This is a genomic window from Streptomyces diacarni, from assembly GCF_003323715.1.
GTDB lineage: Bacteria > Actinomycetota > Actinomycetes > Streptomycetales > Streptomycetaceae > Streptomyces > Streptomyces diacarni.
This window is the reverse complement of sequence record NZ_QOIN01000039.1, coordinates 42377-65070: the sequence shown is the minus strand read 5'-3', so window position 1 is coordinate 65070 and position 22694 is coordinate 42377. Positions and strand designations below refer to the sequence as shown.

The 22694-nt window shown below is 72.2% G+C and carries 19 protein-coding genes and 1 pseudogene; 9 read left to right on the top strand and 11 right to left on the bottom strand.

The window, feature by feature from the left end; all coding sequences use genetic code 11:
• The first annotated feature begins 145 nt into the window (after nucleotides 1-145).
• Nucleotides 146-1369: a PP2C family protein-serine/threonine phosphatase gene (locus DTL70_RS10260; protein ID WP_245979211.1), complete on the top strand. Its 1224-nt coding sequence runs from the start codon at nucleotides 146-148 to the stop codon at nucleotides 1367-1369.
• Nucleotides 1370-1457: 88 nt separating this feature from the next.
• Here DTL70_RS10260 and DTL70_RS10255 read toward each other — a convergent pair whose 3' ends face one another.
• Entirely contained in the window at nucleotides 1458-2126 is a 669-nt protein-coding gene (locus DTL70_RS10255; protein ID WP_114021569.1) for a peroxiredoxin-like family protein, read from the bottom strand.
• Nucleotides 2127-2235: 109 nt separating this feature from the next.
• Between DTL70_RS10255 and DTL70_RS10250 the strand changes: the two genes are divergently transcribed.
• Entirely contained in the window at nucleotides 2236-2916 is a 681-nt protein-coding gene (locus tag DTL70_RS10250; RefSeq protein WP_114021568.1) for a TetR/AcrR family transcriptional regulator, read from the top strand.
• Nucleotides 2917-3078: 162 nt separating this feature from the next.
• Here the strand turns inward: DTL70_RS10250 and DTL70_RS10245 are convergent, their stop codons facing one another.
• Nucleotides 3079-3615: a hypothetical protein gene (locus DTL70_RS10245; RefSeq protein WP_114021567.1), complete on the bottom strand. Its 537-nt coding sequence runs from the start codon at nucleotides 3613-3615 to the stop codon at nucleotides 3079-3081.
• 488 nt (nucleotides 3616-4103) lie between these two features.
• On the opposite strand from DTL70_RS10245, the gene DTL70_RS34200 reads away from it, so the two are divergent.
• Nucleotides 4104-4496 (top strand): hypothetical protein, encoded by a 393-nt coding sequence (locus tag DTL70_RS34200; RefSeq protein WP_245979209.1) that lies wholly within the window; start codon nucleotides 4104-4106, stop codon nucleotides 4494-4496.
• Nucleotides 4497-4737: 241 nt separating this feature from the next.
• Nucleotides 4738-4950, top strand: a complete 213-nt coding sequence (locus DTL70_RS34195) for a cytochrome P450 (RefSeq protein ID WP_245979207.1) — start codon at nucleotides 4738-4740, stop codon at nucleotides 4948-4950.
• Nucleotides 4951-5008: 58 nt separating this feature from the next.
• Here DTL70_RS34195 and DTL70_RS10235 read toward each other — a convergent pair whose 3' ends face one another.
• Genes DTL70_RS10235 through DTL70_RS10210 form a run of 6 tightly spaced genes read right to left on the bottom strand, consistent with a single transcriptional unit; the run spans nucleotide 5009 to nucleotide 11811 of the window.
• On the bottom strand, nucleotides 5009-6316 hold the full coding sequence (locus tag DTL70_RS10235; RefSeq protein ID WP_114021566.1) for an MFS transporter: 1308 nt from the start codon (nucleotides 6314-6316) through the stop codon (nucleotides 5009-5011).
• Nucleotides 6317-6359: 43 nt separating this feature from the next.
• On the bottom strand, nucleotides 6360-7901 hold the full coding sequence (locus DTL70_RS10230) for an MmgE/PrpD family protein (protein WP_114021565.1): 1542 nt from the start codon (nucleotides 7899-7901) through the stop codon (nucleotides 6360-6362).
• Nucleotides 7898-8725 carry a cyclase family protein gene (locus DTL70_RS10225; protein ID WP_114021564.1) on the bottom strand — a complete coding sequence of 276 codons (828 nt, stop codon included), beginning with the start codon at nucleotides 8723-8725 and terminating at the stop codon, nucleotides 7898-7900. Before DTL70_RS10225 ends, DTL70_RS10230 begins: the two co-directional genes overlap by 4 nt.
• Before the next feature lie 58 nt (nucleotides 8726-8783).
• Complete coding sequence (locus DTL70_RS10220) at nucleotides 8784-9665, bottom strand: HpcH/HpaI aldolase/citrate lyase family protein (RefSeq protein ID WP_114021563.1); 882 nt, start codon at nucleotides 9663-9665, stop codon at nucleotides 8784-8786.
• Nucleotides 9662-10939, bottom strand: a complete 1278-nt coding sequence (locus tag DTL70_RS10215) for a CaiB/BaiF CoA transferase family protein (protein ID WP_245979205.1) — start codon at nucleotides 10937-10939, stop codon at nucleotides 9662-9664. The genes DTL70_RS10220 and DTL70_RS10215 overlap by 4 nt, the downstream gene beginning before the upstream one ends.
• Complete coding sequence (locus DTL70_RS10210; protein ID WP_114021562.1) at nucleotides 10936-11811, bottom strand: IclR family transcriptional regulator; 876 nt, start codon at nucleotides 11809-11811, stop codon at nucleotides 10936-10938. Before DTL70_RS10210 ends, DTL70_RS10215 begins: the two co-directional genes overlap by 4 nt.
• 231 nt (nucleotides 11812-12042) lie before the next feature.
• Between DTL70_RS10210 and DTL70_RS34190 the strand changes: the two genes are divergently transcribed.
• The 5 genes and pseudogenes from DTL70_RS34190 to DTL70_RS10185 all read left to right on the top strand — a co-directional run bounded on the left by DTL70_RS34190 (nucleotide 12043) and on the right by DTL70_RS10185 (nucleotide 17770).
• On the top strand, nucleotides 12043-13551 hold the full coding sequence (locus DTL70_RS34190) for an MmgE/PrpD family protein (protein WP_114021561.1): 1509 nt from the start codon (nucleotides 12043-12045) through the stop codon (nucleotides 13549-13551).
• Nucleotides 13548-14207 (top strand): hypothetical protein, encoded by a 660-nt coding sequence (locus DTL70_RS10200; protein WP_114021560.1) that lies wholly within the window; start codon nucleotides 13548-13550, stop codon nucleotides 14205-14207. The genes DTL70_RS34190 and DTL70_RS10200 overlap by 4 nt, the downstream gene beginning before the upstream one ends.
• Nucleotides 14204-15706: an FAD-dependent oxidoreductase gene (locus tag DTL70_RS10195; protein ID WP_114021559.1), complete on the top strand. Its 1503-nt coding sequence runs from the start codon at nucleotides 14204-14206 to the stop codon at nucleotides 15704-15706. Before DTL70_RS10200 ends, DTL70_RS10195 begins: the two co-directional genes overlap by 4 nt.
• Nucleotides 15707-15719: 13 nt before the next feature.
• On the top strand, nucleotides 15720-17186 hold the full coding sequence (locus DTL70_RS10190; RefSeq protein ID WP_114021558.1) for a dihydroorotase: 1467 nt from the start codon (nucleotides 15720-15722) through the stop codon (nucleotides 17184-17186).
• A gap of 213 nt (nucleotides 17187-17399) precedes the next feature.
• Nucleotides 17400-17770: pseudogene (locus tag DTL70_RS10185) on the top strand (mycothiol transferase).
• A 108-nt stretch (nucleotides 17771-17878) separates the two neighbouring features.
• Here the strand turns inward: DTL70_RS10185 and DTL70_RS10180 are convergent.
• From DTL70_RS10180 to DTL70_RS10170, 3 genes are read right to left on the bottom strand one after another with little or no spacing between them, the layout of a single operon-like run.
• A complete protein-coding gene (locus DTL70_RS10180; RefSeq protein ID WP_147266760.1) occupies nucleotides 17879-20893 on the bottom strand; it encodes an SAV_2336 N-terminal domain-related protein in 3015 nt (1004 codons plus the stop codon).
• Nucleotides 20865-21614, bottom strand: coding sequence for a hypothetical protein (locus tag DTL70_RS10175; protein WP_114021556.1), 750 nt, complete (start codon nucleotides 21612-21614; stop codon nucleotides 20865-20867). The genes DTL70_RS10180 and DTL70_RS10175 overlap by 29 nt, the downstream gene beginning before the upstream one ends.
• A gap of 2 nt (nucleotides 21615-21616) precedes the next feature.
• Nucleotides 21617-22681 carry an AAA family ATPase gene (locus DTL70_RS10170; protein WP_114021778.1) on the bottom strand — a complete coding sequence of 355 codons (1065 nt, stop codon included), beginning with the start codon at nucleotides 22679-22681 and terminating at the stop codon, nucleotides 21617-21619.
• Nucleotides 22682-22694 lie beyond the last annotated feature (13 nt).

Here is a 22694-nt window from a genome sequence, read left to right as displayed (position 1 = left end):
CGGGGGAGTGGTGAGATGGGGTGTGGCCGCTTCACCCGTTCGGCCGCCGGGCCCGGAACAGCGGTCAAGACCGCTTCGACCACAGCGTGTGCCGCTCGGGAGAGCGGCACAGGGACGAGACGACGGGCGCTGAGAAGGTGTTCTGGTGACGGAGCCGAACGTGACCATCGAACAGCTGCTGGGGGCGGTCGAGCAGGCGCCGCCGGGCGACTCGGTCGCGGTGGTGGCCCGATTCCTGTCCGAGCAGCTCGACGCCCGCGAGGTGTGCTTCCTGATCACCGAACTCGGTGGTGAGACGCTGTGGCGCCTGCCCGCCCTGTGGCCGTCGCGTGACCGCAAACAGGACCCGGTGCAGGTGCCCGGCACCGTGTACGACACGGTGATCCGCACCCAGCGGCTCCACGTCACCGACGCGCCGCGATCCGACGGCCAGTGGAGCGGGCACCGGGTGCTGACGCCGGTGACCCTCCGGGGAGACGCCATCGGTGTACTGGAACTGATCACCCCCGATCCGCCCGGCACTTCCGGTCGGCAGCAGATCGCGCAGGCCGCACACGCCCTGGCCTATGTGGTCACCGCCAACCGCCGCTTCACCGACCTGTACGAATGGGGCCGACGCAGTACCACTCCCACCCTGGCAGCGGAGATCCAGCAGAACCTGCTGCCGGACGCGCTCACCGTCGAGGCAGGTCAAGCCACCGTCGCCGGGGGGCTGGAACCGGCCGGGGACATCGCCGGTGACACCTTCGACTACAGCCTGGACGAGAACCTCCTGCACGTGTCCGTCACCGACGCCATGGGGCACAACGAGCCCGCCGCTCTCCTGGCCACCCTCGTCATCGGCGCCCTGCGCCAGACCCGCCGCGCTCAGGCGTCCCTCACGGAGCAGGCGCGCGCCGCCCATCAAGCCATCCTCGACCACGGCAACGAAGCCACCGTCACAGGGCAACTCCTGCGCATCGACCTGACCACCGGGCGAGCTCTGCTGGTCAACGCGGGCCACCCCTGGCCGATGCGGCTGCGCAACGGCCGGGTGACGGAGGTCGAACCGCACATCGACCTTCCTTTCGGCTCGCCCTGGCACGGCGTCTACCGGGTGCAGGAGTTGGACATGCGGTCCGGCGACCGGCTCGTGCTGTTCACCGACGGGATGACCGAGCGCAACACCGCCGACTTCGACCTGCCCGGTGTCATCGAACGCGACGCACAGCTGCACCCCCGTGAAGCCGTGCGCTTCATGACCCGCGCGTTGCGGGAAGCCACCGGCGGCCACCTGCTGGATGACGCCACGGTGGTCTGCCTGGACTGGCACAGTTCGGGATCGAGCCTGCGTACCAGCGAAACCGGGGCCGACACCGGCAGCCGATGAGACTGCCAGGCGGAGGGCGCCGCGGCGCGCGGTCGGCCGCCGGGACAGGCGTCGGCGGCTCGTCCGCCTCACCGCACGGGACGAGGGCTCAGTCCAGCAGGTCGAGCGCTGCGAGGATGGCGGCGGGCTCGGTGCGGCTCGCGTAGTCCGGGTGGACGTCGAGCCACCGGATGACCCCCTGGGCGTCGATCAGGGCGACGGTGGGCATGGGAACGTCGTCCGTGCCGTCGCTGTTGGCCTCCGACACATCCGTGACGACAGCGGTCACCGCCTGCCTGGCCTGCGCGGACCAGGTGTTCATGACGCCCAGCGCACGGCCGATCTGGTTACCGGGGTCGGACAGCACCGTGAAGCTGAGTGCGTTGACCTCCCGCATGGTCAGCGATCCGTCCGGCCGCTGCGGGCTGACGGCGATCAGCCCCACCCCACGGGAGGTGAGTTCGGGGAGCAGTTCCTGCTGGTAGGTGCGGAGGGCCAGGTTGCAGTACGGGCACCAGGCACCGCGGTAGAGCACCAGCACGGTGGGTCGGCCGCCGCACGCGGCGGCCCATGTGGTGGGTACGCCCGCCGGGTCGAGTAGCGCGGCGTCCGGCAACCGGATGCCGGACGCCGCGGCACCGGCCGGTACGCCGTCGGCGGCGAGCCGTTCCTGTTCGGCACGGAGAGTGGCGAAGGCGGGACGTTGCTCGTCGGTGATCTGTTCGCCCGTACGTGCGTGGAACTCCGCTACCTGCTCGGCGTAGGTCCGACCGGTCATGGCACGCCCTTTCTGGAGTGGTGATTCCATTCTGTGGGTGCGCAGAGTGAAGTGTCAATCGCCTCCCGGAGGTTGGGTACTCCGCCGCAGGTCCGGATACGGTTGAGCCATGAACGCCCGCGACGATGACTCAGCTGCCCTGAGCCGCGCACCCGCGCGGCTCACCCGGAAGGGGCAGGCCACCCGCGCCCGCATCGTGGACGCTGCCGCACGGCTGATGATCGAGACGAACGTGGCCGGTACGCGCACCGACGACGTACGTGAGGCCGCGGGCGTGAGCGCGTCGCAGATCTACCACTACTTCGAGGACAAACCCGCGCTCGTACGGGCTGTCATCTCGCACGCAACCGACCTCGTCCTGGAGGCCCAGCAGCCGGTCCTGGGGCAGCTGGACTCGATGGCGGCCCTGCGCGCGTGGCGAGACCACGTCGTGGAGCTGCAGCGCTCACGCCAGTGCGCGGGCGGCTGTCCGCTCGGCTCTCTCGCGGGCGAACTGGCCGAGAGCGGCGACTCCGCACGCGGAGAGCTGGCGGCGGGGTTCGCCCGGTGGGAAACCGCCCTGCGCGAGGGGCTCACCACCATGCACGAGCGGGGGGAGTTGCGTCCCGACGCCGACCCGCAAGAGCTGGCCCTCGCCCTGCTGGCCGCTCTCCAGGGTGGCATCCTTCTCACACAACTGCGCCGGGACACCGCCCCGATGAGGGCCGCTCTGGACACGACGCTCGACCGTATCGAGTCACTCACCACCGACCCGGGCCCGCGCACGGTCGAGGCGGCGCACAAGCGCTGAGACGGTGAAGCCGTGTGCAGCGGTGCCGCGGAGAGCGGCGGTGTCCTTCCCCGCCGCGACGTCCGTTCCCGCCCCGAGGGCGCGAGCCGACCCGCGGGCGTCGTCGCCTCGCGCGCGGTGGTCGCCGCAGCTGTCTCTGTCTCGCGCAGGTGCGGTGGGTCGTCAGTCCCCGTCCGCGGCGGACAGGGCTTCCGCGATCATGCGAGTGGCGAAGTCCTGGTCGTCGGTGATGCGGTTGATGTGTTCCGCGAGGAGGAAGGCGGTGACTTCCAGGGGGTTCATCTCCTCCTGCGTCCACTCCCCGTACTGTTTGCGCCAGAGATTGGGGCTCAGGCCGGTGCCCGCCGCGATGACGAGGCCCGCCATGGTGGGGATGGCCTCGGGGCGGACGCTCTTGGGCATCATGCGCATCGTGGCCACGAGGTTGGGCACCACGTACTCGAACACGTCCTTGTCGTGGTCCTCATGGGCCTCCCGCAGCCACATCATGAACATGTAGATGAGCGTGCACGCGCCGTCCAGGAGGTCCTTGGCTCCCTTGCGGCCCATCGACGCCGTCAACTGTTCGACGAGAGCCTTGTGTTCCGGGTCGTTCGCGTCCTTTCCCTCGTGGATGCTCCTGAGGCGGGAGTCGACCATCATGAGTGCCGCACCCACGTCGCCTGCGGGAGCGTACTGGGGGTCGTAGGGCGATGACACAGAATTCCTCCGCCTCGCGGGGCCGCAGTGCGACCACACCGTTCCGTCGCTGTGGGTGCCGCGTTCACCTTAGGCTCTGCGTCCACCCTCCTCGGCACGTTCCTGGATTTCCCCAGGCGACCGTTTCCCGACTCGGGAAAACCGACCGGAGCACATGGCCGACCGGAGCACATGGTGGCGTCCCCGCCACCCCTGCGTCCTGTGCCTGAGGACAATCACTCAGCCGAGTGCCATCGTTCGAGGGCTGTTTCGGGCCCGGACTGCGGAGAAAAGGGCATGCGCCGACACCGCTGGGGCACTGCGGGTATACCTCAACAGCGGTGTGGCAGTGCCCATTTGCGTTCAATCGGTTATGGGCTTGATCGGGGGACGCCGGGGCCCCGCACGGGGACTGGTGCACTCCCCTCGGGCCGTTCTGGCTGCGGTCCCGGTACACGGACTTCCCGCGTCGCCGGAGGTGCGGATATGAGCAGCGCTACAGGGCCCGCTTGCGGCGAAACCCCCTCGCCTTCATCGAGGAGCTGAGCCGCGACAGCACGGCAGGGGTGATGCGACTTCCCTGGGGCGCGATGCGGCTTCCCTGGGGCGGCTGGTGTGCTCGCGACGGCGAGCCGGCGCAGACGTTGCTGCGCGATCCGGACTGCCACGCGGGCGGATCGGTCTTCTTCGGCGAGCTGCTGCCCGACCGCGCCGCGCAGGTGGAGCTGGGCCGCGCGGTGCGCGGTCTGCTGCGCGCCGGCGTGCCGCACTACCGTGCCGCCGTCCGAGGCGGTGGCGGCTGTGCCGGTGTCCGGCCGGTGGCCGGACACCGGCACGCGGCTCGTGTACCGCTGCCTGGCGGACCTGCTGCCGCGCCCCGGCACGCCGGGCGGCAGCCGTGAGCTGATGCGGCAGGCCGCGCACGGGGGCGTGGCGGTGCGCCCGCCGCACGTGTGGCAGCGGGCCCGGGCGGAGCTGGTGCGGGCCAGGCTGGCGACCGCAGTGGCCGAGGAGGCACGCCCCCGCCGGCAGCCTGCCGGTGAACCCGTGACCTGTTGGACGCGGCGCTCACGGTGTGCCCGGAAACACAGATGTCCGTCCGGGCAGTGGCCGACCTGCACCCGATGGTGTTCCGGGGCGATCATGGCCCCCGTCAGCGCCTCGCTGGCATGGCCGGTGCTGCCGGCCTGCCTGCACCACACCGGGGCCGCACCGTGGCCCTGGCCGACCGACCACGTCGCGCGCGAGGCGATGAGGCACCGCCCGGTGCCCTGGATGCTCGGACGAACCCTCCCGCGCGCCGTGGAACTCGGTGGCACCGTCTTCCCGCCGGCTCGACGCCGGAACTGGTACTGACAAGGGCACATCGGCCCGGACGCCTCCGGCGTCCGGGCCTTCGCGCTGGCAGAACAGCTCAGGAAACCCGCGTGGACTCCGGGTCGGGGACTCGGGAGGGCGGCTGGTCGGCGGGCCCGGTGCGGCGGGGGAGGACCAGCAGGGCCAGGGCGCCGATCACGGCGAGCCCCGTCATCAGCACGAAGCCGCTGGAGAAGCTGTCGGTCGTCGTGACGATGTAGCCCATCGCGGAGGGGGCCACGATGCCCGAGGAGGCGAAGGCGGCGTCGGCGAAACCCGCCGCCAGGCCCGGCTGGGAGGGGGCGGCGTCGATGGCGGCGACCCACCAGATGCCGCCGGTGACGAAGCCGATGCCGACCCCGAGTGAGATGAAGACGACCGAGACCGTCAGCGAGGGCGCGGTGAAGATCGGGATGAGTGCGGCGCCGGACAGCAGCAGGGCGACGCCCATGATGGTCAGACGGGTGCGGGGGCTGCCGGTGCGCTGGAAGACGCGGTCGGTGAGCACGCCTCCGATGAGCGCGCCCACGATTCCGGCCGCCCACGGGGCGATGGCGAACATGCCCACGTCGGTGACGCCGAGGTCGTATTCGGTCGAGAGGTAGTCCGGCAGCCAGTACATGAAGCCCCAGAAGATGAAGCCCCACGCGAAGTAGCCGATCGCGATGATCCACAGGTTGCGGTTGGTCAGGACGGGACGCCATTCGATGCGGCCGCTGGAGGTGCGCTCCTCCTCGCGTTGCCCGGCGGCGATGTGGGCGCGTTCGGCCTCGGAGACCTTCGGGTGCTCCTCGGGGGTGTTCTTGAGCAGCGCCCACGCGGCGGCGAACCACAGCACTCCGAGCGCTGCCAGGAACCAGAACATGCCCCGCCAGCCGAGTCCGGCGATGAGCTGTGTCACCACGGGCCCACCGATCAGCAGCGAACCCGCCACGGCGACACCGCCGATCATGGCCAGTGCGGTGCCGCGCTCGCTCTGCGGCAGCCATCGGCTCACCGTGCGGGTGGCGGCCGGGAACCCCGGGCCCTCGCCGGCGCCGAGGACGATGCGGGCCAGGAAGAGCCCGGCGAAGGAGCCCGCGACCGGGGTGAGGGCGGTGACCACGGACCACAGCGCGACACCGACCAGCAGGGTGCGGCGGGCGCCGTACCGGTCGACGAGGGGGCCTGCCAGGAAGGCGAAGACCATGTAGCCGATGGAGAAGGCACTGCTGATGAGACCGTACTGGGACTTGGTGATGCCGAACGCCTCGGTGAGCGGCTCGACCGTGTAACTGACCGCACTGCGGTCGATGTAGTTGATGACGATGAGGGTGATGATCAGTCCGAGCGTCAGCCAGCGGACGTTTGAACGCGGGGAACTCACTGGTTCACCTCACTCGGTGAAGAAGGGGAGTCCTGGGCTAAGGTCAGCGGTGGACGCCGGGCGCGACCGCGGCAAGGGCGCGCGTCAGCGCGGTGGTGTCCGGTGCGGCGGCCAGGTCCCCTATGCGGTCGGCCAGTGCTCTCACCGCCTGCTCGTCGCCCGTGCCGAGGGCGTTGGCGAGGAATTTGGCGGTGAGTTCTCCGGCGGTCAGCGGGTGTTCGGGGCTGCCCTTGTTGACCATGACCCGTTCGGTCATGGTGGTGCCGTCGTCGAGCTCCGCCGTGAGGACGGCCGGGAACTGGTGGGGGAAGACGCGCGTGCACTCCTCGTCGGCGACGCAGCTGACACGTGCGGCGAGGGCGAGGCGAGCGGGGTCGGCGGCCGCCTCGTCGGTGAAGTCCTGGTGGAAGACGCCGAGACCGCGGTGGATCGCTCCTCGTCCGGTCGCCCGTCCAGGGCCTGACTCCGTGGCCGTCGCGGTCCCGGGCTCGGCGAGGAGCCCGGTGGCGACGGTGTAGGGGCCGCTGAACGCGGCGTGGTAGCCGGAGCGGGGCCGCGCCTTCTCGGCCGCGGGCTCCGCGATCGTCCGCAGGACGGGCGCCGGGACGCCCAACGTCAGGCCGGCCACGCGTGCGGGGTCGAGGCCGCGGCGCCGCAGCCGCATGGCGGCGTCCATTCCGGCGTGCGTGAAGTGGTTGCAGGGGTAGGGCTTGATGAACAGCCGTGCGCACTCCCACCGTTCGCCGAGGCCGTCGGTGAGGGCCGGGACGATGCTGTCCGCGTCGAAGCGCTCCCCGCAGTAGGCCTGGAAGAAGCCGAACCTGCCCTCCAGGACGGTGGGCGGTCCGGTGAGGCCCAGGCGTGCCATGTCGGCGGCGACCACGCCCGCGTGCGCGGCCCAGCCGCAGTGCACACGCTTGACGGTGCCCCCTGTGCGGTTGGATTCGATGATGCCCGCGCCCATGCTCGCGGAGATGCCGATCGCGGAACAGATGCCGTCCGCGTCCAGGCCGCGGAGCAGCGCTGCGGCGACGGCCGCGCCGATGGCTCCGCAGATCGCGGTGGCGTGCAGCCCCCGGTCGAAGAAGACGGAGTTGCCCAGCGCCTCGTCGTACTGCGCCATGCCGAGCCTGCATGTCACCTCGATGCCGACGGCTGAGGCCACCAGCAGTTGCGCGCCGGTGGCGCCGCCCGCCTCCGCGGTGGCGAGTGCGGCGGGCAGTACCGAGGCGGAGGGGTGCAGCACGGAGGGCAGGTGGGTGTCGTCGAAGTCGAGGGTGTGCGCGAGGGTTCCGTTGACCAGCGCTGCCGAGGGTGCCGGCAGACGGACGGCGGAGCCGATGGCGGTGGCTGCGGGCGTGCCACCCCACTCCTCGACCAGTTCGCGTACCGCCGCGCCGGGCCGTTCGGGCAGCGCGGCGAGACTGTTGCCGACGAGGTCGAGGAGATGTCCCGTGACCTTCTCCCGCAGCCCGTCGGGAAGGCCCGCCTCGCGCGAACGGGAGGCGAAGTCGGCGAGTTGCCGGGCGGCTGTCGTGGCGGTGGAGTCCGGCGCGGTCGCGGCTGCGGTGTGCGGCGCGCTCACGGCAGCACCGCCACGGGACGGACGGGGGAACCGGTGCCGCCGACGATCCTGAGCGGTGCCACGACGAAGAGGAACGCGTGCCGCCCGGTGGCGGCGATGTCCTCCAGCGCCAGGTGCTCCATGATGTAGATGCCGTGCTCGACCAGCAGCAGCCGGTGGACCGGCAGGACGCTGTGGCCCCGGCCCGGCTGGATCTGCTCGCAGGCCGTGGTGTCGGAGCCCACGGCGCGCACACCGCGCGCCGCCAGCCAGGCGCCCGCCTCCTCGGTGATGCCGGGGACCCCCGACTCCTTGCCGAGGTAGGCGGTCGCGTCGTCGAAGTGGCGTGCCCAGCCGGTGCGTACGAGAGCCACATCGCCCGGGCGGGGCTCGGCCCCGCCGGCGTGGGCCGCGCTTTGCAGGTCGGCGGCGGTGACTCCGTAGCCGCCGGGCAGCGTGTCCGTGCCGTGCGCGGCCGCCACGTCGAGCAGCACGCCGCGGGTGACCATGGCGGGGGTGTGTTCCGCGCCGTGTGCGGAGAAGGCGCCGCCCGTCTGCGCTTCGGCGGCATCGACGCCGCCGTGCAGCTTGCCGTTGTGGCTCACGTGTGACAGGGCGTCGATGTGGGTGCCGACGTGCCCGCCGGTGATGATTGTCTCGTTGGCCGCCGAACCGCCGTCGGGACGCGTCATGTCACCGTGCCGCCGGGCGAGCACCATGCGGAAGCCGGGGTGGTTGGGGGAGCACGGCATTCCGGTGAACAGCGGCTGGCCCAGTTCGACGATGCGGGGGTCGGCGGGCAGCGCGTCGAGCAGCGGATCGTGGGAGTGCTGGTCTGAGGTCATGGCCTGCCTTGTGGGATGGGGGGGGAGAGGAGGGGAAGGTTGGGGCGCGGCTGAGAGGTCAGTCGTGCACGCGGTCGAGGACCCAGCGGGCCTGCGCCACGACCGCCGGATCGACCAGGCGGCCCTGCGTGTCGAGCCAGGCCGCGCTTCCCTCGTCCTCGACCTGCCGCAGGGAGTGGACGAGACGCCGCGCTTCTGCGGCCTCCCGCGCGGTGGGGGTGAAGGCCGCGTTGACGGGCGCGATCTGGCGGGGGTGGACGACCGAGCGGCCGAAGAACCCGCTGTCACGGGCTTCCTCGGTGCTGGAGGTGAGCCCGGGCAGATCGTCGACAGCGGTCCACACGCTCTGCACGGGCTCTGCCAGGCCTGCCGCACGCGCCGCGTTGACGACGCGTCCGCGTGCCCAGTCCAGCGCCGTGTCCCTGCGTGCGCGCAGGTCGGCGCGCAGGTCGGCCTCGCCGAGCGAGAGGTAGGCGACCTGCGGTGCCGCCGTGGCCAGCGCGTAGGCGTGCTCGACGCCCAACGCGCTCTCCAGCAGCAGGTGCAGGTCCGCGTCCACCTGTGCCGCTGTGTCCCGGACGGTCTGTGCGCTCTCGCACTTGGGCAGCCTGATCCCCTGGACGGGTGCCGTGGCGAGCGCTGCCAGATCGGCGTCTCCCCAGGCGGAGCCCGCCTGGTTGACGCGGACCCACAGCGGCTTCGGCCAGGAGGCCTCCAACGCCTCGATGGCGTGGTCGCGTGCCTCGTCCTTGCGGCCCGCGGGCACCGCGTCCTCCAGGTCCAGTACCACCGCGTCTGCCTCGCCCCTCATCGCCTTGGCCAGAAGGTCGGGGCGGGTGGCGGGGACGTAGAGCCAGGAGCGTACGGCGAGGGGAACGGTGGGTGCTGAGGGCGCGGTGCGTGCACCGTTCCCAGCGGCGGCTGGCGTCGTGCCGCTCATATGACGCCCCGCTCCCGCAGCGCCGCCAGCTCTTCGGCGCCGACGCCGTGGGTCCCCAGGATCTCCGCCGTGTCCCGCCCCTTGCGGGGGCCGGGCCAGCGGACCTCGCCTGGTGTCTCGCTGAGCCGGAAGGGGACGTTCTGGAACGTGACGGGGCCCAGTTCCTCGTCCTCGACGGTGGTGAGTGTGCCCAGTGCCTGGAACTGCGGGTCCTCGAAGATGTCGCTCACGTCATAGACCGGGGCGATGGCGGCCTGCGCCTCCTCGAAGGCGGCCACGACCTCTTCCCTGGTGCGCTCGGCGATCCAGGAGCCGACCGCCTCGTCCAACTCGTCCGCGTGCCGTGCGCGTTCGCCGCCGGAGGCGAACCACGGCTCGTCCACGTACTCCGGCCGCCCGACCAGCCGCATCACCCGCTCCGCGACGGACTGCGCGCTGGTGGAGACGGCTACCCACCTGCCGTCCTTGGTGCGGTAGGTGTTGCGGGGGGCGTTGTTCGCCGACCTGTTGCCCGTTCGCTGCTGGAGCTGTCCCAACTGGTCGTACGTGATGGCCTGCGGGCCCAGCACCGTGAGCATCGGCTCGATGATCGCCAGATCGAGTACCTGCCCGCGCCCGGTGCGATCCCGTGCGCGCAGCGCGGCCATGATGCCGAACGCCGCCGTGAGCGCCGAGATGCCGTCGGCCAGGCCGAACGGGGGGAGCGTCGGCGGTCCGTCGGGCTCTCCCGTGATGGCGGCGAAGCCGCTCATCGCCTCGGCGAGCGTGCCGAATCCCGGGCGGCTCGCGTAGGGGCCCAGTTGGCCGAAGCCGGTGACACGGGCCAGCACGAGGCGGGGGTTGATCGCGGACAGCTCCTCGTATCCGAGCCCCCAGCGCTCCAGCGTGCCCGGCCTGAAGTTCTCGATGACGACGTCCGCGTCCGCGACCATGCGGCGGAAGATGTCCTGGCCCTCGGGGCTGCCCAGGTAGAGAGTGATGGCCTTCTTGTTGCGCGAGAGCATCTTCCACCACAGGCCCACGCCGTCCTTGCTCGCGCCGTGGCTGCGGACCGGGTCGCCCCTGGGGTGCTCGACCTTGGTGACGTCGGCACCGTAGTCGGCGAGCAGGGTGGCGGCGAGCGGGCCGGCGAAGAGGGTGGCGATGTCCAGTACCTTGACGCCCGCCAGCGCCGCGCCCGCCGTGGCGCCTCCCGTGGGCTGCGTCCCGGTGGCGGCCGCCGGCCCTTCCTCGGAGCCCGAGCCCGCTTGCCGGGCGGATGCACTCTCGGTCATGGGGGTCCTTCCGTCGTCGTGGGAGAGGGCGTCATGGGGCGTTCGGCGGATACGCGGGAGCCGTCGCCCTCGCCGGTCCAGCCGAGTGCGGTGGAGATGTCGCGCGCCGCTTCGCTCACGCGGGGCGCGCACTCGTCGATGAACCGCGGGGTGAAGCGGGAGCGCGGGCCGCACACGGACACCGAGCCGCGTACGTCCCCGTCCAGGCCGAACAGCGGAGAGGCCAACGAGCCCGCGTCGGCCTGACGTTCGCCCTGTGAGGTGGAGTAGCCGAGCTGTCGGATCGCGGCCAGCTCGCCGCGCAGGGTGTCCGCGTCCGTGCGGGTGCTGCCGGTCAGAGCGGGCAGTGCTCCGGTGAGGATCGCCTCGCGCTCGCCCTCCGGCAGGAACGCCAGGACGCATTTGCCCGAACTGCCCGCGTGCAGGGGGAATCGGCGGCCGAGTTCCACGGTCATCTTCACCTCGTGGGTGCTCACGATCTGGTCGACGTAGGCGCGTCCGCCGGGGACGAGCGCGGTGAGCGTCACCGTCTCCCCGGTCTCCTCCTGAAGTTTGCGCAGGGGCTGAGCGGCCACGGCGCGCAGGTCGGAACCGCGCAGCGCCCGGGCTCCCAGCGCGGCCGTCGTGGGGCCGAGCCGGTAGAGGCGGGACGTGTGATCGAGCGTCACCATGCCGCGGGCCACCAGGGTTTGCAGGATGCGGTGCACGACGGCCTTGCTGAGGCCGAGTTCGCGTGCGATGCGGGAGACGCCGAGTTCGCCGGGTCCGTCGGTGAACAGGAGCAGGACGTCTATCACGCGTCCCGCGGTCTCGGTGCCGGGTTGGGCCGCGGGCTGGGTTCCGGTACTGGGTGTTCCGGGCTGAGTCGTCATGGGCCCATTCTCGCCTGCCTTGTGGGGTGACTGTACACGCGGTCGAAACCTCCGTACCGCTCAATGGAACGTCAGAGAAGCACCGCCTTTCGGATGCGGTCAAGGGTGTGGAGCTGGTGATTTTCGGATTCCTGCGTTCTTTCCGAAGAGCATTGACGTCTCCGGTGTGGCGCTGGAAGCATCGAATAACGCAAGCGTTCCGCTGAATGGAACAGTAGGGAAGGGGGCGCGATGCCCACCACCGAACCCGCGGCCGGCCACACAGCCGAACTCAGCGCCTGGGCCACCGGGCTCACCTGGCACGACACCCCCGAACGCGTCCGCCGGCGGCTCTCGCTCGTCCTGCTCGACACCCTTGCCGTCGCCCTCGCCGGAGCACGCACCGAGGGACAGCGGCGCCTCAGGTCCGCGTGGCCCCAGCCCCCCGGTGACGCGCCGGTCTTCGGCGGCGGGTCCCTCACCCACACCGACACCGCCGCCTACCTCAACGCCACCGCCCTCGTCAGCTGCGAGCTGGACGAGGGCGGCAAGTACGCCAAGGGGCACCCCGCCGGGCACGCGTTCCCCGCGATCCTCACCCTCGCCGCCTCGCTCGGTGCCACGGGTGAGCAGACCGCACGTGCCCTGCTGGCCGGATACGAGGTCGCCGCCAGGTTCGGCCGCGCCACCGCACTGCGCCCGGGTGTGCACCCGCACGGGAACTGGGGCGTGACAGGCGCCGCCGCCGGCTGCGCCCTCCTCCTCGGACTGCCCGCCCCCCGGGTGGCGGCAGCCGTCGACACGGCCTGCGGGCTGCCCGTCGCCGGGCACTTCGACTCCGCGCTCGACGGCCACCGCGTACGCGACGCGTGGATGGGCACAGCGGCGCACTCCGGGCTCGCCGCCGCCCGTCTGGCCGCGGCCGGGGTCGTGGAGAACACCGGTACGGCAGCGCTGACGTACGGCACCCTGCTCGGAGACTTCGATCCCGCGGCCCTCACCCGAGGGCTCGGCGCGGACTGGCAGATCGAGCACAACTACTTCAAACGGCACGCCTCGTGCTCGTACACGCACCCCGCGGCCGACCTCGCACTGGAACTGCGCGAGCGTGACCTGGACGGGGACCGCGTGGGCGAACACGGGCGGAACGACGGCCAGCCGCACACAGGCGGAAACCACCCGCCCGAGGGCGACCGGCACGGCGACCGCCTGCGCGACCTGCCGCCCGCACAGCTCCTGGACCGGATCGCCGGGGTCACCGTCGAGACCCACGCGCTGGCCGCCCCCCTCGACCGCACCCACTGGGACAGCGCACTCGCCGCGATGTTCTCCCTCCCCTACGCGGTGGCGGCGGCTCTGCTGCACGGCCGGGTCGCCCCCGCGACGGCCGAGGCCACCGGACCCGCGCGGCAGGAACTCCTCGCCCTCGCACGCAAGGTGACCGTGAGCGAGGACCCGGCGCTGACCGCACGCCTGCCGCACGAGCGCCCGGCCAGGCTCACCGCGGTGCTCGACGACGGCAGGAGCGTGCGGCTGTACGCCCCCAACCCCGTGGGCGACACCGACCACCGGCCGTTCACCGCCCGGACGCTGCCCCTCGTCCTCGCGGACGTGCTCGGGGACACCGGCCTGGTCGACCGGCTGGAACACCTCGCGGACACGCTGCCGGAAACCGCCGACGTGGGGCCGCCGCTGCGCGCCCTCGCCGCAGCGGACACGCGAGAACCCACGACATCAGCAGGAACAGGAGGCACGGCATGAAGATCCTGTCCGTCACCCCCGTGCGGGTCGGGGAGAGCGAACTCGCCCGCCGCCGCGAACGCTACCGGCGGCTGTCACCACCGGGTGTCGAGGTCCACCTCGAACCCGCGGGGACCGGCGCGCCCACCGAACTCGCCACCCACGACGACATCGCCGCCTCCACCGCGTCGGTGACCGGGACACTCGCCGCGGCAGGCACCGACGCCCACACCCTCCGCATGCCCGACTGCGTCCTCGACCCCGGCGTACCCCTCACCCCGGATCCGTCACCCACCACCACGTCGCGAGACGCCTGCGCACCCGTCGTCGGCATGCTCCGCCTCACCGCCTCCCATCTGGTCGCGACGGGACGGCCGTTCGGCGCGGTGACCCGCAACCCGGCGATCGGCCAGGCGCTGGCCGCCCTGCTCGACGCCTACGGCCACGGCCCCTGGTTCGCCGGGGTGACCACACTCGATCTCGACTTCGACGCCGTCTCCGACGCCGCCGCATGGAACGACGCGGTCCGCGGCGCACTCGACGGCTTCGCGGCACGCGGCGTCACCACCGTCATCAACGGCTGCTCGGCGGTGGACACCCAGGCGCCGCACCCGGTGCGTCTCGTCGATCCGGCCGAGACAGCCCTGAGACTGCTGGCCGCGGAGGGAGCCGCATGAGCGGCCCCGACGCGGCGGGCGACCGGACCGCGCGGGACGAGGCCTCCGTCGACCTGGTGGTGGCCGGTGCGGGAGGCGGCCTGGCCGGCGCGCTCGCGGCGGCCCAGGCCGGACTGAGCGTGCTCGTCGTGGACCCCGACGCGCACTTCCTCCGCGGCAACAACACCTCCATGTCCACCGCGATGATCCCCGGAGCCGGATCACGGTGGCAGCGCGAGGCCGGCGTCGAGGACGGCCCGCAACGGTTCCTCGCCGACATCGAGGCCAAGACCCACGGCACGGCCGACCCGGCACTCGCCGCGGCCCTCGCCCGGATCAGCGCACCCCTCGTGGAATGGCTCGCCGACGGCGTCGGACTGCCACTGGGCCTCGTCCGCGACTTCAGCTACCCGGGCCACTCGGCCGACCGGCTGCACACCGTCGAGGGGCGCCACGGCTCCACGCTGCTGCGCCACCTCCACGAGCGCGTCCGCGCCTCCTCCCGCGCCGACCTGCTGACACCCGCCCGGCTCGTGGACGTCACCCGGGATGCCGCGGGGCGGGTCGACGGTGCGGTCGTCGAGGATCCGGGCGGCCACCGCGAGACCGTCTCCACCCGCGCGGTGCTCCTCGCCACAGGCGGACACGGCGCCGACCGCGAGCGAGTGGCCCGGTACCTGCCGGGGATCGCCGCCGCCGACTACTACGGAGGACAGTTCGCCCGCGGCGACGGCCTCGACATCGGCCTGGCGCACGGCGGCCGTGCCGCGTACCTGGACGCGTACCAGGGCCACGCCGCGCTCGCCCGGCGCTCCCGCACCCTGGTCGGCTGGGCCACCGTGATGCACGGAGCCGTCATGGTCGACGCGGGAGGCCGGCGGTTCGGCGATGAGACGAGCGGCTACTCCGAATACGCCGCCGCCCTCGCGCAGCAGCCCGGCGCACGCGGCTGGATCGTGCTCGACGGCAGGATCCGCGACCTGTGCCTCCCCTTCACCGACTTCCGGCAGACGGTGGAGGCCGGCTGTCTGACCTGGGCGGACGACGTGGAAGAGCTCGCCGCGCGGACGGGGTGCGCGGCCGCGGCCCTCGACGAGGCGCTGTCCGGCCAGGCGGCCGTCGCCACGGGCGTGGCAGCCCGCGACCGGTTCGGCAGAACCTTCTTCGAGGAACCACTCCGTCCCCCGTACGCCGCTGTCGAGGTCATCCCCGCCCTCTTCCACACCCAAGGAGGGCTCGTGGTCGACGGGCACGCCCGTGTACTGGGCGGCGACGGCACACCCGTCGACGGCCTGTTCGCGTCGGGCGGTGCCGCGCACGGCATCTCGGGACACGGCGCCGACGGCTACCTGGCCGGCAACGGCCTGCTGCCCGCCCTGGGCCTGGCCTGGCAGGCCGCCACCACCCTGTCCACCACCGCCGCCCCCACGGCCACGGCCCCTCCCGTCGCCGTGGCGGATCCGCCGACCGCCGCTGCTGAGACCGCCCGCACCGCCCCCACCGTCCCAGACGCCCGCTGAGAGGAACCGCACCATGACCGAGCTGGACCTGCTGATCAAGAACGTACGGCTGGTGAACCACGACGCGCCCGACACCCCGACGTCGGACATCGGCGTCAAGGACGGTGTGTTCCACCGCATCGCCCCGGGTATCCCGGCCGACGCGGCACGCGAGGTGGTCGACGGCAAGGGACTCCACGCCTTCCCCGGTGTCGTGGACGCCCACCAGCACTGGGGGATCTACAACCCGCTGTCCGACGACACCGCCAACGAGAGCAGGGCGTGCGCCCAGGGCGGCGTCACCACCGCACTCACCTACATGCGGACCGGGCAGTACTACATGAACCGCGGCGGCTCCTACGAGGAGGTCTTCCCGCTGGTCCTGGAGAGCGCGGAGGGCCGCTCCCACGTCGACTACGGCTTCCACCTCGCCCCCATGCAGAAGTCGCACATCGAGGAGATACCCGAGCTCATCGACCGCTTCGGCGTGACCTCTTTCAAGGTCTTCATGTTCTACGGCAGCCACGGGCTGCACGGCCGCTCGGCCGACCAGAACGCGTTCTTGATGATCCCGCCCGACGAGCGGTACGACCTGGCCCACTTCGAGTTCGTCATGCGCGGCGTCCAGGCAGCCCGCCGGCGCTTCCCCGAACTCGCGGACACCATCTCCCTGTCCCTCCACTGCGAGACGGCGGAGATCATGACCGCGTACACCAGGCTCGTCGAGGAGGAGGGCGCACTCGACGGGCTCGCTGCCTACAGCGCCTCACGGCCCCCGCACTCCGAGGGGCTGGCCGTCACCATCGCCGGCTACCTGGCGGCCGAGACCGAACTGCCCACCATCAACCTCCTGCACCTCTCCTCGCGCAAGGCGATCGAGGCGGCGATGCTGATGGCCAAGACGTTCCCGCAGGTCGATTTCCGCCGCGAGGTCACCATCGGGCACCTCCTCGCGAACGTCGAGACGGCGTCCGGCATCGGCGGCAAGGTCAACCCGCCGCTGCGCCCGCAGGAGGACGTCGACGCGCTGTGGGAACACCTGGTCGCGGGCCACGTCGACTGGGTGGTCAGCGATCACGCGTGCTGCAAGGAGGAGACCAAGTTCGGCGACCCCGCAGGCGACGTCTTCGCGGCGAAGTCGGGCTTCGGCGGCACGGAGTACCTGCTGCCAGGCCTGGCGGGTGCGGCATCCGCACACGGCCTGCCGCTGCAGAAGGTGGCCGAGCTGACGGCGTGGACACCGGCACGGCGCTTCGGCCTCCACACCAAGGGCCGGATCGCCGAGGGCTACGACGCGGACCTCGCACTCGTCGACACCTCGCGCTCCTGGACCGTTGAGGCGGCGGACTCCGAGTCGGCCCAGGAATACACCCCGCTCCAGGGTCTGGAGGTCGGAGCGAGCGTGGAGTCCACGTTCCTGCGCGGCCGGCAGATCTACGCCGACGGCAAGGTCACGGGCGTTCCGCAGGGCCGCTACCTCTCCCGCCCCACACACCGCTGAGGCGCGATGTCGAACGGCCGGAAGCCGGGCCCGGGATGTCCTGGGCCCGGCTTCCCACCGTTCGAAGGGCGGTGTCCGCCGCACGAGCGCCGCCCATCTTGCCGAAACCGCAAGAGGCCGTGCCGTGTCCCGACGGCCCGGGCAAGACTGCGACACACGCCTCGGCCGAAGGAGCCTTCGATGAACACCGACGCGGTCGCGTTCCGGCACGACATCCCAGCTGGCAGCCGCAGGCGCCGCGGCGACGCAGGCCCGCCCCGGACAGGCGACAGCGAGAGGGAGGTTCTGCGCGGCTTTCTCCATTACCTCGGGCACTCGATCTCCACGAAGGTCGAGGGCCTCCCCGAACCGGCGGCCCGAAGCGCCGCGGTGCCGTGGGGGCCCGCTACCGCGAGGTGGTCGCACGGGCGGAAGACGTGCTCGACCAGTGCACCGACCTGGGCGCGCCGGCGCCGCGCCCCGCGACGGACAAAGCCGCGCCGAGCGTCCGCTGGGCCCTGACCCACATGATCGAGGAGACCGGGCGCCACGCCGGCCATGCCGACATCCTGCGCGAACTGATCGACGGCACGACCGGACGCTGACGCGGTGCCGACCGTGGCATATCCGCAGCGCCCACAGCGGTGGCCTCCCGCGAGTGCGCCGTCGATCCGTGCGGGCTGGAGGTCCAACGGCGGCGCGGGAGTGAACCGTCAGGAGGGCGGCCTGGATGGCGGCGGGTCGTAGAGCAGGACGAGATCGCGGGCCCAGGCCGCGTCGGGGTCCGCACCGGCGTTGCGGTTGCGCAGCTCGCGTACGAGTTCGGGGAGGCTGCGGGCAGCAGTGACGCGCTGCAGCAGTGCGGCGGCGTGTGCGAAGAACTCGGCACAGTCCGTGTGCTGTTCGTCGCAGCGGCGCCACAGCGCCGCGGCGTGCCCCGTGGCCAGTGCGGTGGCCATCGCCGTCGCTCCGCTGCCGCTGTCCACCCGAGCGCAGTGCACGGGTACGGCATGCTCCGGGGTGGCCAGCATCCGGGCGTGGAGCGCGTAGCCGCTCTCCACACGTGCGTGCCCCAGGGTGGGGACGTCGTGGCACAGCGGCACCGCCTCCAGCGGGCCGCCCCGCGCGACCGCCGCCCAGCGACGATGCCACTCAGGGGAAGGACGTTCAGCCAGGCGCCGTTGGTCGCGCACGGCCACCATGTGCCGTTGGCCGAGCGGGAGGGTGCGTGGGGCGAGCGGGGCGTCGGGCCGCGGTTCATCCAGCCGCCACGTCTCCACCGGCTCGTCGAACAGCGCTCGGGGCATCGCGAAGCCGACTGCGGTCAGGTGCTCGTGGGCGTCGGCTCGGTCGAGGGCGCCGGCCAGGGCCGCCCGGATGCCGCGCCCGAGCTCCGTGCGGGGCATCCCTTCCTCGTCGGCGTGCACCGGCGTGGTCTCACCGTTCGCCCCCACCAGTCTGATCGCCCAGGGGTGGCGGCCAATGCCGTGGTGATCGGGTCTGATCTCGACGAGAACGCCGGCGGAGGCGGGCGTGACATCGACCGTGGTGTCAGCCATGTCCAGCGTCGCCCTCACCCGTTGCCGGAGGACATCGTTGTGCAGTCGCATGCCGGCGGCCTCCACCCAGGTGTGCAGCGCGTCAAGTGCGCGGGGCTCCGGGTCCGGGGCCTGGTCAGGGCTGCTGAGCGCGACGTACGCCTTCGCCGCGAACAACACGACCGCTTCCTCCTCCAGGGCTTCGGCGCGGTCGTCCGCGTTCCCGTCGTCGCACAGCAGCCCGACGGCCTCGCGCCAGCTACGTGGGGCGTGCAGGGTGCTCTCGTGGTGGGTCAGCAGCAGCTCGTCCCGTACCTCGCTCACCATGCGCAGCAGCTGTGCGGCGCTGGTCGGCGGCGGCAGTTCGGCGAACAGGGCGTACAGTTCGGCCCTTCGGTCGGCCGTGAAGCCCTGGTTGCCGAAGCTGCGCTCGCGCTGCGTACGCGGCCAGCTCGGGCCGGGGCTTTGGAAGCGCGCCCAGTGGTGGCGGTCGTGAGCCCGCAGGACCTCCTGCCAGGTCTCCCGCGTGCGAGGAGCCTCGTCGAAGAAGGCGCGCAACGCCGTGACCGGCGTGACCTGCATCGATGCGGTGCTGTGCGGTGCGCCGGCCTGGCAGACGCCGATGACGCTGGCACGGCGTGTGTCGATGACGGGGCCGCCGGAAGCGCCCGAGGGCAGCCAGCTGTCGTGCACGACGAGCCGCCCACCCTCTCCGCTGTCTTCGGCCACCCCCGTACCGGACATGTAAACGACGCCCGAAGGGCCGGACACATATCCGTGAGTGCTCACCTCGGACAGCGGGAAATCGGACTTGTCACTGAGCCAGAGGCAGTCGGCATCCGGCCCGTTGCCGGCCTGGTGGCCAGGCGTCGCCGTCATCACTCGAACGAGGGCGATGTCCGGCGCGTCCCCCCGCGAGGGCGGACGGTCGGGATCGGGCGGCGCGGGCAGGGCGCACGCCAACTCGCCGGTGAGCCGCTGCCCGGCTGCCGTGGTGACGCCGATGACCGGTTCGCCTCGCCGCGCGGTGGTTCGCCTTTGAGTGAGGACATGCGCGCTGGTCAGCACCCAGCCGGGCGCGATGAAGAAGCCGCTACCCCACAGCGGTGCGTCCACTCCGTCGTGCGCCGGCCCGATGCGGACGACGGACCGGTGCACGGCATCCCGGGCCTCACCAAAAGCCTGCTCCTGCCCCTGCTCCTGCCCCTGTGGCTGTGGCTGCGCTTGCGGCGGGGGCTCCGCGGGTGGCCGAGGGGCGCTCGGCGCCGACGCGGATCGCCCGGGGGGTGCGCACCGCGCGGCGACGAGGGCGGAGATCTCGGCGAACGGCTGGAGCTCCGCCGGCAGCTGTGCGTCTCCCCACGTGTGCGTATCCGTCTCGTCCGACGGCGGGGTCAGTGCGTATGCGGGGAAGTTGTGCAGGCTGCGGCCGAAGTGCCGTTCCACGTACTCGGAGCACACGTTGAGGACGACACGGGCGTCGCCGGCTGGCAGCGCTCTGAGCAGCACGTCCCGCACCCCGGGGTTGAACCGGTACCAGTACTCTGCCCCCTGCGCCCTGACCAACCCGCTGAGCAGTACTTCCGCCAGCACCGCCGGGCCCGAGGCGGGGAGCATGGCGCGCTGGACGTGCCGCATCACCGGGAGGGTCATGGGCGCGGCCGACAGGCACGCGGCCAGGCGCAGGGCCTGTGGCGACGCGTGGCGCTGGAACGCCCGCACGAGGCCGCGGGGTTCGAGGTCGCCAAGGGGGCCGGGCTCGGTCTCGGGGTGGTCGGAGCGCACCTCTCCCGCGGCCCCCGGCAACGAGGGGGTGCGTCCGGTGAGCAGACGCGCCCACGTGGCCAGCGCCGGCGCCGTCGGTGCGAGGACCGGAACAGGTGCGGCACGTCCTTCGCGAGCGCTTCCGTGTCCGTCTCCGCGTGAGGCCGGGCCGGGGCGGGGCGCGAAGCCGAGCCGTGGGTCGTTGCCGCGGCGGCCGTAAAGGCGACCGGGGAGAGCGGGGAGGTGGGTGCGACGCCACATGCGCTGCGGCAGCGGCTGGAGGACGGCGACGGGACCGGTTCGCGACCAGTCGTGGACGAGCCGCTGCAGCGTCCCGTCGCGCCACTGAGGCCCGGCGCAGTCACTGACCAAGAGCGTCAGCTGTCGGCCCGTGGGGTCACGCAGCTGGTCTGCGTACCCTGGCACACGGCCACCCGCGCCGCCGGTGCTCACGAGCGGGCCCCCGGGTGCCGCCTTCCCGCAGGTGATGCACCGTCACCTCGCAGAAAGCGCCGGACGTCGCACAGACCCGACGCAGCTCGTCGAGCATGGTTTCCCACAGGACCGTCGAGTTCGAGACGTCCATCAGAAGGCGGAGCCGCGGCCTGTGACGCTCCTGCGTCCGCATCACCGGCACGAGCAACCCGGTTTCGGCAGCACGCTCCGCAGTCGCCTGCACGTCCAGGTGGCGGGACGCCGGGCGCACGGGAGGCCGGTAGTCCCGCAGGGGCGACAGCGCCCGCTGCAGCGGGGTGTGACGGGGCAGAGCCGTCGCCTCGGGAACGCGGACCCGGGTGCCCTCCGCGTGGGCGTCACGCGGGGCGTCGCGCGGTTCGTCCGGATCGGCTCCCTCGGCGTACAGACGTGTGACGGCAGCGTTTCCGTCCGGCGCGGTTTTGTCGGTGCCGGGGGAGGGGCCGGCGGTCCCGGGCGTACCGGCGTGCCCCGTTCGTCCGGCGTGCTGCGACGGTCCCGGCGCACCGGAGGTGGCTGCGGCCCCGTCCTCGCGGTCGCTGCTCCCCGTCTCCTCACCGGGGCCGACCCAGTGGGCCAGCCACAGTGCTTCGGCCAGCTCCCGTGCCGTTGGTTCGAAGCCCGCGCCGTGCAGCCGGCCGGCGAGTTCCCCGAGCGGGTCGACGGGTGGCATCGTCAGTCCGGCCCGGCAGCGTCGTCGGTGTGCCGGCCGTGGTCGAGAGGGCGCATCAACCGCTGGGCGATCCGCTCCCGGCCGCCGGCGTCGCCACCCGCGGCATGGTGGGTCAGATAGATGGCGTTCAGCAGTTGGTCCGCGGCCCGCACCGAACCCGGACTGCTCGAGAGGAAGTGAGAGACGAGCGTGTCGTTGACATGCGAGTCCGCCTCACCGAAATGAGCGCGGACCATGGCGGCGAGGCGGTCCCTGCCCCACCGGTCGTTCCCCGGGGACGGCAGATCCACCCTGACGCAGCGCCGCAACAACGGGGCCGGGAAGTCGCGCTCCCCATTGCTGGTCATCACTACGACGGGGAACGCCCGGCACCGTACCCGGCCCCCCTCGACGACCACGCGGGCGCTGTCGTCGGTGAACACCTCCGTACCCGCTCCCGCCGCCGTACGTGAGAGCCGTTCGAGCTCCGGAATGGTGAACTCGCCCTCCTCCAGCACGTTCAGCAGGTCGTTGGGCAGGTCGATGTCGCTCTTGTCGAGTTCGTCGACGAGCAGGACCCGGGGAGAGGCGTACGGGAGGAGCGCGGTGCCCAGCGGACCCAGTCGCAGGTAGTCGCCGATGTCTCCCGCGGGGTCGTGCCGCGCCGCGTCCGGCCGGGCCAGTTGCGTGTCCTGGAGGCGGGCGATGGCGTCGTAGGAGTACAGACCGTCCTGCAGACAGGTACGGCTGACGATCGGCCAGTGCAGTACGCGCCCCAGCCCGAGTTCGTGCGCGAGGGCGTGCGCGAGCGTGGACTTGCCCGTGCCCGGCCCTCCGGTGACCAGCATCGGGCGCCGCAGGTAGAGAGCGGCGTTGATCAGTTCGAGGTCCGCAGGGCGCCACGGCATCGAGCGTTCTTCGCCACGTGTGTACGCGGTGCCGAGCCGGCGTACCGACTCGCTGCCGAGCGCCGGAACATTTTCGATGACCGGGGCGCCGTCGAAGTCGCGCCACGGAGGAGGCGCGGGCAGCCGGTCCATGCCGTCGTGCGGCACGCCCGTCCCACGGAAGAGCGCCCACTCCGGGATGCCGTTGTCTTCG

Excerpts from the sequence above, each read along its gene's own strand:
- DTL70_RS10255 (WP_114021569.1), bottom strand. The coding sequence starts at position 2,126 with ATGACCGGTCGGACCTACGCCGAGCAGGTAGCGGAGTTCCACGCACGT.
- DTL70_RS10250 (WP_114021568.1), top strand. The coding sequence starts at position 2,236 with ATGAACGCCCGCGACGATGACTCAGCTGCCCTGAGCCGCGCACCCGCG.
- DTL70_RS34195 (WP_245979207.1), top strand. The coding sequence starts at position 4,738 with ATGGCCCCCGTCAGCGCCTCGCTGGCATGGCCGGTGCTGCCGGCCTGC.
- DTL70_RS10225 (WP_114021564.1), bottom strand. The coding sequence starts at position 8,725 with ATGACCTCAGACCAGCACTCCCACGATCCGCTGCTCGACGCGCTGCCC.
- DTL70_RS10220 (WP_114021563.1), bottom strand. The coding sequence starts at position 9,665 with ATGAGCGGCACGACGCCAGCCGCCGCTGGGAACGGTGCACGCACCGCG.
- DTL70_RS10215 (WP_245979205.1), bottom strand. The coding sequence starts at position 10,939 with ATGACCGAGAGTGCATCCGCCCGGCAAGCGGGCTCGGGCTCCGAGGAA.
- DTL70_RS10210 (WP_114021562.1), bottom strand. The coding sequence starts at position 11,811 with ATGACGACTCAGCCCGGAACACCCAGTACCGGAACCCAGCCCGCGGCC.
- DTL70_RS34190 (WP_114021561.1), top strand. The coding sequence starts at position 12,043 with ATGCCCACCACCGAACCCGCGGCCGGCCACACAGCCGAACTCAGCGCC.
- DTL70_RS10200 (WP_114021560.1), top strand. The coding sequence starts at position 13,548 with ATGAAGATCCTGTCCGTCACCCCCGTGCGGGTCGGGGAGAGCGAACTC.
- DTL70_RS10195 (WP_114021559.1), top strand. The coding sequence starts at position 14,204 with ATGAGCGGCCCCGACGCGGCGGGCGACCGGACCGCGCGGGACGAGGCC.
- DTL70_RS10190 (WP_114021558.1), top strand. The coding sequence starts at position 15,720 with ATGACCGAGCTGGACCTGCTGATCAAGAACGTACGGCTGGTGAACCAC.
- DTL70_RS10175 (WP_114021556.1), bottom strand. The coding sequence starts at position 21,614 with ATGCCACCCGTCGACCCGCTCGGGGAACTCGCCGGCCGGCTGCACGGC.